The sequence below is a fragment of the Achromobacter spanius genome, from assembly GCF_039673305.1.
Lineage (GTDB): Bacteria > Pseudomonadota > Gammaproteobacteria > Burkholderiales > Burkholderiaceae_B > Achromobacter > Achromobacter spanius_F.
In genome coordinates this window covers 1-10836 of sequence record NZ_JBDJLJ010000096.1, presented here as the reverse complement: position 1 = coordinate 10836, position 10836 = coordinate 1, and the positions used below count along the sequence as shown (strand labels likewise).

The following is a 10836-nucleotide window of genomic DNA, read 5'->3' as shown; positions in this document are numbered from 1 at the left end:
GCCCAGGCCGGTGGCGGCCAGGCCGCCCGCGGCGGTGCGGGTCAGAAAAGAGCGCCGTGCGGGGCGCGTGGTGTGGGTCATGATGAAAATCCTTGGTTCGGTTGCGCGGCTCAGCCCTGGCTGAGCGTGGCGTAGGTGGCGCGGCCGATGGCCACCAGCGCGCCCTGGTCGTTGTAGAGGTCCACGTCGGCCACGCCCACGCTGCGGCCGTTGCGGCGCACGCGCGCCACGGCGGTCAGCGCCGTGTTCACGGCGGGGCGCAGGTAGTCGACGCGGAAATTGATGGTGGGCAGGCCGCGGCCCAGCTGCATGCCGACGGCGAAGTCGCCCACGGTGTCGATCACGGCCGCAAGCGGGCCGCCATGCCACTGGCCGCTGGCGGCGCCGCGCTCGAACTCCGGCCGCATGGGGGCCAGCACCGTCAGTTCGCCCTGTTCGTGGTTCACGTCCTGCACTGAAAGGCCCAGCCAGGCGATGAAGGGAGAGTCGTCGAATTTGGCCTGGATCTCGGCGGCGTTCAGCAGCGCGCTCATGACGCCACCAGCACTTTGCCGACGATCTTGCGGTCTTCCAGCGAGGCCAGCGCATCGGCGCCTTGCTCCAGCGGCCAGACGCGGTCCACTTCCACGCGCAGGCGGCCGTCGCGCACCAGCGCCAGCAGTTCGTGCAGGTCCTCGCGGTCCCAGCCGTTGGAGCCGCGGATCTGCAGCTCGAAGGTCCAGATGTAGCGCAGGTCTTCCTTGGGATCAAAGCCGGCGGTGGCGCCGCAGGTCAGAAGGCGACCGCCCAGGCGCAGGCAGCGCAGGGACTTGACCCAGGTGTCGCCGCCCGTGAAGTTCACCACCACGTCCACGCCGCCCGGCTTGCCGCCGCGGCGGCGCGACGGCTTGCCGAAGCGCTCCTGCACGGCCTTCAGGAAATCCTCTTCCGTGTACAGGATGATGTGGTCGGCGCCCAGGGCGCGCAGCGCTTCGCCCTTTTCGGCCGTGCCGGCGCAGGCGATGACCTCGGCGCCGGCCAGCTTGGCCAACTGCACGGCGCAGACGCCCACGCCGCCGCTGGCGCCCAGGATCAGCACCTTTTCGCCGGCCTGCACCTGGCCGATGCGGTTCATCATGCGCAGCGCGGTGCCGTAGGCGACCGGCAGCGCCGCGGCCTGCTCGAAGCTGACTTCGTCGGGCAGGCGCAGCAGCTGGTGGGCGGGCACGCGGCACAGCTCGGCCAGGCCACCGTGGATGGTTTCGCCGACCAGGCCGCCATCCACGCGGTCGATCGGGTCGACCAGGACGCGGTCGCCGGCTTTCCAGTCGCGCACATTCGCGCCGGTCTGGACGATCTCGCCGGCCACGTCCAGGCCGATGATGACGGGAAAGGGCAGCTTGATGCCGGGCATGCCGCGGCGGGTGAAGACGTCGTGGTAGTTCAGGGAAGAGGCCCTGACGCGGATCACCACGTCGTCGGGTCCCGCCACGGGATCGGGGAAGTGGGTTTCCAGGCGCAGCTTTTCGTTGCCGCCGTGCTCACGCAAAACAATCGCTTTCATGAATGCCAGATAGAGAGTGGGTTGTATTGGAAAAACGTCACCAGCCGGCCACGCCGTCGATGGCCTGGCGCGTGATGTGCAGGCCGTGCGCGACCACGCTGCGCCGCCATACGCTGGAGACGGGCACGAAGGCGTCGACCAGGTCCGCGCGCAGCTGCGCGTCGCGCGCGGCGTCGGGGGCCTGCGGCGCCTTGAAGCGCAGCCATTGGTCCAGGCGCAGCGCGGGCCGCATCTGCAGGCCGCGCGTGCCGAACTCGACGACCGCGCCGGCCAGCGGGCGGTCGCCCAGCGCCTGCTGCACGCCGCGAAACACCAGCCCCTGGTAGTCGGGGCGGGCCAGGCCGTGCGGACGCTGGTCCCGCACGCGGTCCGCGCCCCACCAATCGGCGGCCTGGGCCTGCTCGGGGCTGCCTTCGCCGTTGAAGCACAGGAAGAAGGGTTCGCCGTATTCGCCGATGCCGGTGTGCCAGTCGATGAACGCCACGCGCTCGCTGGCCGCCAGGTGCTCGTCGACGATGCGGCGCAGGGTGCGGTTGGACCATTCGGGCCCCTGGCCGCCGTAGACCAGGCCGTCGGGGTGGGTGTACTGGCCGCTGGCGGTGACGTTGAACAGCGCGTCGGCGCCGTGCGCTTCCTTGAACCGGTCCAGCGCCAGGGCGCCCGCGTCCAGCGTGGCTTGCGTCCATTGAGCGGGAATCAGGTGCGGATGCAGCGTGGCGTAGTGGGGATTGGCGGGGTAGGGGCGCGTGTGGTCGACGAAATTGCGGTTCAGGTCGACGTTGTTCTCGGTGGTGCGCGTGTCGTGCGCATAGCCGTACGGGTTCAGCGCATGCACCAGCACCACGTTCACGTCGTCCGGCAAGGGGCGGCCGCCGTCGGCATGGAGCCAGGCGCGCTGCACCGCCGATCCGGCCGCGCCTTCCAGACCGTGCGTGCCGCTGATGGCCAGGTGCGTGCGCGGCGCATCGCGCCGGCCCAGCACCGCGACGTCCACGCTCAGGGGCTCGCCCTGCGGATCCTTCAAGGCCGGATGTTCATAGCGGAACAGGGCCGCGCCGCGCGCGGCGGCTTCATCCACGAACGCCCGGCGCGCGGCCGTGTAATCGTTGGCGAAGCAGTCCCAGTAGTCGGGCAAGGCCTGGCTCATGTCAGGCCTCCTGCACGAAGACTTGCAGCGCGCCGCCGGCATTGCCCGGCGCCACCACCAGCTCGCCGCGCGCGTTGGCGCGGTAGTCCACCTGGTTGGCATCAAACAGCGCGCGGGTCTTTTCCAGGTCGCGCACGCCGATGACCGATCCCGCGAACCAGCCTTGCTGGCCTTGCGCGGGCAGCCCGGCCGGCACGCGCACCTGCGGGTAGCGCTGTTCGAATGCGGCGGGCGTCAGGAAGTCGATGCGCAGGCTGCCGCGCCGCACCTGCAGGCCGCCATCGGGCAGGTCGCTGGCGGCGATGGCGCCGAACACCCGCTCGTATCCGGCGCGCAGCGACTGCGGCTGTGGATGCACGGCGATCAGCGCTTCGATGCGGCGCGCGCCGTTGGCGTGGTCCTGCCATTCGGGCCGGTACACCAGGTGGCGGGTAAGGTGGCCGCAGGTGAAAAAGTCGGGCACGCCCAGCAGGCCGGCCGGAAACTGCGTGTTGTTCCAGGCGGCGTCTTCGCTGCCTTCGGGCAGATGCACGGGGCGGCCGCCGCTCACGGGCGGCTCGGCGGCGATGCCCAGGCGCGCAAGTTCGGCGTGCACCGCCGTGCTGTCCGTGGTCTGCAGCGCGGTGGCCACCGGGCCTTCGTAGGCGTCGTCGAAACCGCCAAAACGCGATTGCGCCTTGAGTTCCTCCGGAAAGGTCAGCAGTTCCAGATAGTTCGCATCCAGGATGATCGTCTGGTTGCGGGTGCCGCGATGGTGCCGGCCCTGCGGCGCCAGGCTGAAGCCCAGCTTGACGTAGCGGTCGGTCGCCGCCTGCAGGTCGTTGACCCGGATGATGTAGTGGTCCAGGCCCGTGACTGAAGGAAGGGACATCGGTGTTCCTGTATGCGCTTTGAGAAAGACGCAGTCTGGCCGATGCGGGGATGCCCTAGAACGATTGAATTCTCATGTCGATATCTGTTTCCTGATCGGGGACCATGGGGCCGCTGGCGGCATAACCAAATCACTAATGCGGTTTCGTGGGGGATCGCTGCCGCGGGACCGCGTTCTGGTTCTTTCATCGGGGTGGACGCCGGCGTCCGCGGAACGAAAAAGCCGCCTTGGGAAGGCGGCTTCGAACAGCAAGATGTTCGTGGCAAGGTGTCTGACACCCTGGAGAGACGTTCATCAGCTTGTAGCTGAGTCTCAGCGGGTGTCAGACACCGATCGGCGCATTTCAATGCAGGATCTGGCTCAGGAACAATCTGGTGCGCTCGTTCTGGGGATGATCGAAGAAGTCATCCGGATTGTTCTCTTCGATGATCTCGCCCTTGTCCATGAAGATCACGCGGTTGGCGACCTTGCGCGCGAAACCCATTTCGTGGGTGACGCAGATCATCGTCATGCCGCTTTCCTGGGCCAGCGTCACCATCACGTCCAGCACTTCCTTCACCATTTCCGGATCCAGCGCGGACGTGGGCTCGTCGAACAGCATGACCTTGGGGTTCATGCACAGCGACCGCGCGATCGCCACGCGCTGCTGCTGGCCGCCCGAGAGCTGGCCGGGGAATTTTCCGGCCTGGTCCGGAATGCGCACCCGCTCCAGGAACTTCATGGCGGTGGCTTCCGCCTTGGCGCGCGATTGCTTGAGCACCCACATGGGGCCCAGCGTCAGGTTTTCCAGCACCGTCAGGTGCGGGAACAGATTGAAGTGCTGGAACACCATCCCCACTTCGCGACGGATCGTCTCGATGTGCTTGAGGTCATTGGTGAGTTCCGTGCCGTCGACGATGATCTGGCCCTTCTGGTGTTCCTCCAGCCGGTTGATGCAGCGGATCATCGTGGACTTGCCCGAACCCGACGGGCCGCACACGACGATGCGTTCGCCCTGCGCGACGTCCAGATTGATGTTGCGCAAGACGTGGAACTGGCCGTACCACTTGTTCACGCCCTGCAAACGAATGATGGCATCCGACATGCCTGGTCTCCTTCAGGTTTACCGGGCGTGCCCGGTGGCCAGGCGCTGCTCGAGCGCGCGGCTGTATTTGGACATGGAATAGCAAAAGACGAAGTAGATCAGCGAGATGAAGAGGTAAGCCTCCACGCCGAAACCCCGCCATGCCGCGTCGGACAAGGCCGCCTTGGCCGCCAGCGTCAGGTCGAAAATGCCGATGATGACGACCAGCGACGTGTCCTTGAACAGGCTGATGAAGATCCCCACCAGCGGCGGGATCACGATCTTGAGCGCCTGCGGCAGGATGATCTTGCGCATCTGCTGCCAGTAGTTCAGGCCCAGCGAATCCGCGCCCTCGTACTGCCCCTTGGGAATGGCCTGCAGCCCGCCGCGCACCGTTTCGGCGATGTAGGCCGCGGCGAACATGATGATGGCGATCTGCGCGCGCAGCAGCTTGTCGATGGTGAAGCCTTCCGGCAGGAACAGGGGCAGCATCACCGACGACATGAACAGCAGGCTGATGAGCGGCACGCCGCGGATCAGCTCGATGTACACGACGCACAGCGCCTTGATCGCGGGCATCTTCGAGCGCCGGCCCAGCGCCAGCATCACGCCGATGGGGAACGCGAAGGCGATGCCGAACGTGGCGAGGATCAGCGTGAGCGGCAGGCCGCCCCAGCGCGAATTCTCCACGTAGGTCAGGCCGAACACGCCGCCCCACATCAGGACCGCCACGGCCGCCAGGCCCAGCGTCCAGATGAGCGCGAGCCTGCCGTTCCAGAAGCGGCGCATGCCGCTGGCCACGATCACCGCGATGAGGATCAGCGTGGCGATCAGCGGACGCCATTGCTCGTCGAAGGGATAGGTGCCGAACAGGATCAGCCGGTGCTTTTCGATGATGAAGGCCCAGCAGGCGCCGCCGGATGCGCGGCATTCCTGGGCGTTGGCTGCGTCGAAATTGGCCTTGATGAACGCCCATTCGACCAGCGCGGGCGCCGCCATCAGCAGGCACCATGCCAGCAGCACCGTGATGAGGATGTTCAGCGGCGACGAAAACAGCCGGGACCGCATCCAGGCCCAGGCGCCGGTCTGGGAGGCGGGCGGCGCCAGCGGCGCGTTCAGGGTTTGCGTGGTGTGGCTCATGTCAACGCTCCACCAGCGCGATGCGCTTGTTGTACCAGTTCATGAATATCGAGATCGACAGGCTGACCGTGAGGTACGCGCCCATGATGATGAGGATGCCTTCGATGGCCTGGCCGGTCTGGTTCAGCATGGTGTTCACCACCGACACGATGTCGGGATAACCGATGGCCACGGCCAGCGAGCTGTTCTTGAGCAAGTTCAGGTACTGGCTGGTCATCGGGGGAATGATCACGCGCAGCGCCTGCGGCAGGATCACCAGGCGCAGCACCTTGGCGCGCGGCAGGCCCAGCGAGCCGGCGGCTTCCCACTGGCCGTTGCTGACCGCCTGGATGCCCGAGCGCACGACTTCGGCGATGAAGGCCGAGGTGTAGACGGTCAGGCCCAGGAACAGCGCGACGAACTCCGGCGTCAGGGTCAGCCCGCCGACGAAGTTGAAGCCCTTGAGCGCCGGCATATCCAGCGTCAGCGATGCGCCGCTGGCCAGCCAGCCGATGACCGGAAGGCCGATCAGCAGGCCGATGGCCGCGCGGCCCAGCGGAAACGGCTGTCCGGTGGCTTCCTGGCGCTTCGCGCCCCAGTGCCCCAGCAGGATGATGGCCACGATGGCCAGTCCCAGGCCGCCCAGCACCCAGTCCAGCGAGGCGCCTTCCAGGCCGGGCACCTTCAGGCCCCGGTTGGAAATGAACACGCCCGGCAAGGGGTTGTGCGCCTGGCGCGGGCCCGGCATGTTCTCGGTGATCAGCGCGTACCAGAAGAACAGCTGCAGCAGCAGCGGCACGTTGCGCATCACCTCGACATATACCGACGTGATTTTGGAGACCAGCCAGTTCTTGGACAGCCGGCCCACGCCGATGAACACGCCCAGGATGGTCGCGGCCACCAGCGCCAGCAAGCCCACGCGCAGCGTGTTCAGCACGCCCGCGAAGATGGCGCGGCCATAGGTGTCGGCGGGTCCGTACGCGATCACCGATTCGCCGATGGCGAAGCCTGCCTCGCGGTTCAGGAAGCCGAAGCCCGTGGCGATGTTGCGCAGCGACAGGTTGTGCAGCGTGTTGTGCACCAGGAACCAGACGCCGGCGCCGACGAGCGCCAGGGCCAGCGCCTGGTAGGCCAGCGCGCGCGTGGCCGGGTCGTTCCACGACACCCGGCGCGGCGGCCGCTGCGTTGGGGATTGAGCGGAGTGCTGGGCCACGGTTCAGCCCGCCATCAGGGCTGTGACCGCCGCCGACAGGCGGTCCATGCCTTGCTCGATGACCTCGGTGGAGGTCGCGAACGAGAAGCGTACATAGGGCGACAGGCCGTAGGAGCCGCCGTCGATCACCGCCACTCCGGCTTCGCGCAGGAAGAACAGGCTGACGTCCAGGTCGGTCTTCAGTTCGCCGGCCGGACCCTTGCGGCCGATCAGGCCCTGGACGTTGGCGTACACGTAGAACGCGCCGTCGGGCATGGCGCAGGAAATGCCGGGGATCTCGTTCAGGCGGCGCACGATCAGGTCGCGGCGGCCCTTGAAGATGTCGACCATTTCCGCGACGCTGGACTGGTCGCCTTCCAGGGCGGCTTGCGCCGCGGCCTGCGAAATCGCGCTGGGGCAGGAGGTGCTTTGCGACATGACCGTGCTCATGGCCTTGATCAGGTCGGCGGGGCCGGCGCCGTAGCCGACGCGCCAGCCGGTCATGGCGTAGGACTTGGACATGCCGTTGACGATGAGCGTGCGGGCAATGAGCCGGGGCTCCACCTGCACGGGCGAGGCGTGCGCCTGGCCGCTGTAGCAGAAGGGCGCGTAGATCTCGTCGCTGAGGATCCAGACCTGCGGATGGCGCACCAGCACGTCCGTCAGGGCGCGCAGTTCCGCGGCGCTGTAGACCGCGCCGCTGGGGTTGCTGGGCGAGTTCAGGATCAGCCAGCGCGTGCGCGGCGTGATGGCGGCTTCCAGCGTGGCGGCGTCCAGCTTGAAGCCTTGCGATTCGGGGCCCGTCACGACCACGGGCTTGCCTTCGCCCAGCAGCACCATGTCCGGATACGACACCCAGTACGGCGCGCAGACGATGACCTCGTCGCCCGGCTCCAGGCTGGCGGTCAGGGCGGCGGCGATGATCTGCTTGGCGCCCGCGCCCACGGCGATCTGGTCCATGCCGTAGCGCACGCCCAGGCCCAGTTCCAGGCTGTTGGCGATGGCGCGGCGCAGGCCGACCGTGCCGTTCGGGCTGGTGTAGCGGATGTCGCCGCCGGCGATGGCGTCCTGGCCGGCGCGCGCGATGTGGGCGGGCGTGGGCATGTCGGGCTCGCCCAGCGTGAAGTCCGCTATCTCGCGGCCCTGGCTGCGAAGTTCGTCCACGACGATCTTGGCGGCCATGCTGGGCGAGGGTTTGATCTGTTTGAGGCGGGCGTTGACGATGCTGTTCATGGTGTTGCTGCGTAAGAAAGGCGAGGGCGTGCGGGGAGCGCCCGCGCGCCGGAAAAAAGAAAGACTGCGGCCCCGGGTCTGGCGGGGCCGCGCGGGCGGGCTTAGCGCACCGGCCAGCCGTACATCAGGCCGCCCTGGGTCCACAGCTTGTTCAGACCGCGCTCCAGCTTGAGCGGGCTGTCCTTGCCCATGGCGCGGTCATAGCTTTCGCCGTAGTTGCCGACCTGCTTGATGATGTTGTAGGCCCACTTGTCGTCCAGGCCCAGGTTCTTGCCCATGCCCGGCGTCACGCCCAGGATGCGCTGGATGTTGGGATTGGTGCTCTTCAGCATTTCGTCCACGTTCTTGGAAGTGATGCCGTATTCCTCGGCTTCCAGCATCGCGTTCAGCGACCAGCGCACGATGTTGAACCACTGCTCGTCGCCCTGGCGCACCATGGGGCCCAGCGGTTCCTTGGACAGGTTCTCGGTCAGGATTTCCCAGTCGTCCGGATTGGCCAGGCGCGTGCGCATGTTGGCGGCGGTGTTGGACTTGTCGTTGGTGTAGGCGTCGCAGCGGCCGGATTCCAGCAGGCGGAAGTTCTCGTCGTAGTTCTCGACCAGCACCGGCTTGAACGTCAGGCCGCGGCTGCGGAAATAGTCGGCCAGATTCAGCTCGGTGGTGGTGCCGGGCTGCACGCAGATGGTGGCGCCGTCCAGTTCCTTCACGCTCTTGACGTTCATCGCCTTTTTGACGATCAGGCCTTGCGCGTCATAGAAGTTCACGCCCACGCCGATCAGGCCCAGCGTGGTGTCGCGGGTCAGCGTCTGCGTGGTGTTGCGCGACAGCATGTCGATTTCACCGGACTGCAGCGCCGTGAACTTGGCCTGGGCCGTCAGCACGTTGCCCTTGACCTTGGAGGCGTCGCCGAACATGGCGGCCGCGACGGCGCGGCACATGTCCACGTCCAGGCCGGTCCATTCGCCCTTGCTGTCCAGCACCGAAAAGCCGGGAATGCCGGCAAAGCCGCATTGCAGGAAGCCCTTTTTCTTGACGGCGTCGAAGGTCACGCCGGCCTGCGCGCCGGACGCGACGCACAGCAGGGTCGCCGCGATGGCGGAGGTCAGAATCTTGCGCATGGAGATTTCTCCTGGGGATCGAAAGTGCTTGAAAAAGCGAAGGGTCGGAAACGGCCAAGCGTGCGGGGGCCGCCCGGCGATGCCGGGAATGGCCCGTCGCGCATTCGGACGAGGTAGGAAAAGGGGGGGAGGCAGGGCCGGCGGCGGGCCGGTCAGTGGATGCGCCGGTGGATGCGCGTGGTGTATCGGTGGAACGTACTGCGGAGGGTAAGAATCGGGCTCATCGGCGGCACTGGTACGGCGTGGGTCTTACGGCAGCGGGACGAAGGTGCCAGGCAGAGGCCCCTGATCCGTCACGCTATCTCATAAGACGTATGATGGCAGCCGTCATACAAGTTCACAAGTAAGGGGATTCCCGTAATCCGCATCACGGGAAGGGATTTGAGGCGGACTTAATCGGCGGCTGAGCTGGAGAGCAGCTTGCGGTAGCGCGCAATGCTGTCGCCCAGGTGGCGCGCCATGGCGGCGCGCGCGGCGCCCGGATCGCGGCGCATGATGGCGGTCAGGATGGCCTCGTGCTCGCGCACGTTGCGGGTCTCGTAGTTTTCCAGCTCTTCGGGCGTCTTGCCGCCGTGCTTGATGTTCAGGTCCAGCATGACGTCCCGCACGGCGGCCTTGAGCAGGGCGGGAAAGTGCGGGTTGTTGGACGCGCGGGCGATCGCCAGGTGGAACTCATAGTCGGCCTTGACGGCGGCTTCCATGTCGCGCGTGGCGCGGTTGAAGGCGTCGAACGCTTCGACGATGCCGCTCAGGTCGGCCGCGCTGCGGCGCTCCGCCGCCAGCCCACAGGCCTCGACCTCGAGGCCGGCGCGCAATTCCATGATGTGCAGCGCCCAGCGCGGGTCCGTTGCGGGCTCGACCACGAAGTCGATGGGCTTTTCGCGGTCTTCCGTGACGAAGACGCCGATGCCGGGCTTGCTGACGAGGCGGCCGCTCAGGCGCATGGACGCCACGGCTTCGCGGATGACGGTGCGGCTGACCTCGAACTCGTCGCACAAGGCGTGCTCGGAGGGCAGCTTGTCGCCCGCGCGGTAAAGGCGGGCGTCCAGGCGCTTGGTCAGTTCCTCGATGACGACGTCGGTCAGGCGTGAGCGGGGAGGCCGGGCAGGAGTTTGCATTGTCTCTCTTATAGGGGAAATCGCTGCGGGCAGGGCGGGCAGCCCTGCGCGCGCAGCCGCAAGTGTACGCGTTCCGCTGTTCGCGCCCCCGGGTGTCCGGCCCGGGGCGGCAAGCCGTGCAACAAGGCACAGCCGCGGAAGTGGGTCAGCCATATGACAACATACAGCCAACCAAACGCCAACTTTTCTTTGCATCAGAAAGCAAAACGCCCTCTGAGCGAGGGCGTTCCGTCTATCCGATGCGCGTCGGCTTACAGCGCGCCGGACTTCTTGATCAGGGCGCCCAGCATCTCGAGCTCTTCGCCGGTCAGGTCGGTGAGGGGGGCACGCACGGGGCCTGCGTCGTGGCCGACCAGCTTGGCGCCGGCCTTGACGATGCTGACGGCGTAGCCGGCCTTGCGGTTGCGGATTTCCAGGTAGGGCAGGAAGAAA

General features: G+C 67.0%; 10 protein-coding genes and 1 pseudogene. All 11 read right to left on the bottom strand.

Annotated features, from left to right (window positions below; all coding sequences use genetic code 11):
- Positions 1-110: 110 nt before the first annotated feature.
- A complete protein-coding gene (locus ABE485_RS30430; RefSeq protein WP_346518976.1) occupies positions 111-533 on the bottom strand; it encodes a PaaI family thioesterase in 423 nt (140 codons plus the stop codon).
- Positions 530-1543 carry a quinone oxidoreductase family protein gene (locus tag ABE485_RS30425; protein WP_346518975.1) on the bottom strand — a complete coding sequence of 338 codons (1014 nt, stop codon included), beginning with the start codon at positions 1541-1543 and terminating at the stop codon, positions 530-532. Before ABE485_RS30425 ends, ABE485_RS30430 begins: the two co-directional genes overlap by 4 nt.
- A gap of 37 nt (positions 1544-1580) precedes the next feature.
- A complete protein-coding gene (locus ABE485_RS30420) occupies positions 1581-2690 on the bottom strand; it encodes a M14 family metallopeptidase (RefSeq protein WP_346518974.1) in 1110 nt (369 codons plus the stop codon).
- Position 2691: 1 nt separating this feature from the next.
- On the bottom strand, positions 2692-3561 hold the full coding sequence (locus ABE485_RS30415) for a VOC family protein (RefSeq protein WP_346518973.1): 870 nt from the start codon (positions 3559-3561) through the stop codon (positions 2692-2694).
- A 343-nt stretch (positions 3562-3904) separates the two neighbouring features.
- Positions 3905-4645 (bottom strand): amino acid ABC transporter ATP-binding protein, encoded by a 741-nt coding sequence (locus ABE485_RS30410; protein ID WP_346518972.1) that lies wholly within the window; start codon positions 4643-4645, stop codon positions 3905-3907.
- 18 nt (positions 4646-4663) lie between these two features.
- On the bottom strand, positions 4664-5764 hold the full coding sequence (locus ABE485_RS30405; protein ID WP_346518971.1) for an amino acid ABC transporter permease: 1101 nt from the start codon (positions 5762-5764) through the stop codon (positions 4664-4666).
- A 1-nt stretch (position 5765) separates the two neighbouring features.
- Entirely contained in the window at positions 5766-6956 is a 1191-nt protein-coding gene (locus tag ABE485_RS30400) for an amino acid ABC transporter permease (RefSeq protein WP_346518970.1), read from the bottom strand.
- Between the two features lie 3 nt (positions 6957-6959).
- Complete coding sequence (locus ABE485_RS30395; protein WP_346518969.1) at positions 6960-8168, bottom strand: aminotransferase class I/II-fold pyridoxal phosphate-dependent enzyme; 1209 nt, start codon at positions 8166-8168, stop codon at positions 6960-6962.
- A 101-nt stretch (positions 8169-8269) separates the two neighbouring features.
- A complete protein-coding gene (locus ABE485_RS30390; protein WP_346518968.1) occupies positions 8270-9286 on the bottom strand; it encodes an amino acid ABC transporter substrate-binding protein in 1017 nt (338 codons plus the stop codon).
- A gap of 392 nt (positions 9287-9678) precedes the next feature.
- The gene (locus tag ABE485_RS30385; protein ID WP_346518967.1) at positions 9679-10404 is read right to left on the bottom strand and encodes a FadR/GntR family transcriptional regulator; all 726 of its coding nucleotides are present in this window, start codon (positions 10402-10404) and stop codon (positions 9679-9681) included.
- A gap of 251 nt (positions 10405-10655) precedes the next feature.
- Positions 10656-10836: pseudogene (locus tag ABE485_RS30380) on the bottom strand (5-dehydro-4-deoxyglucarate dehydratase); the annotation flags it as partial.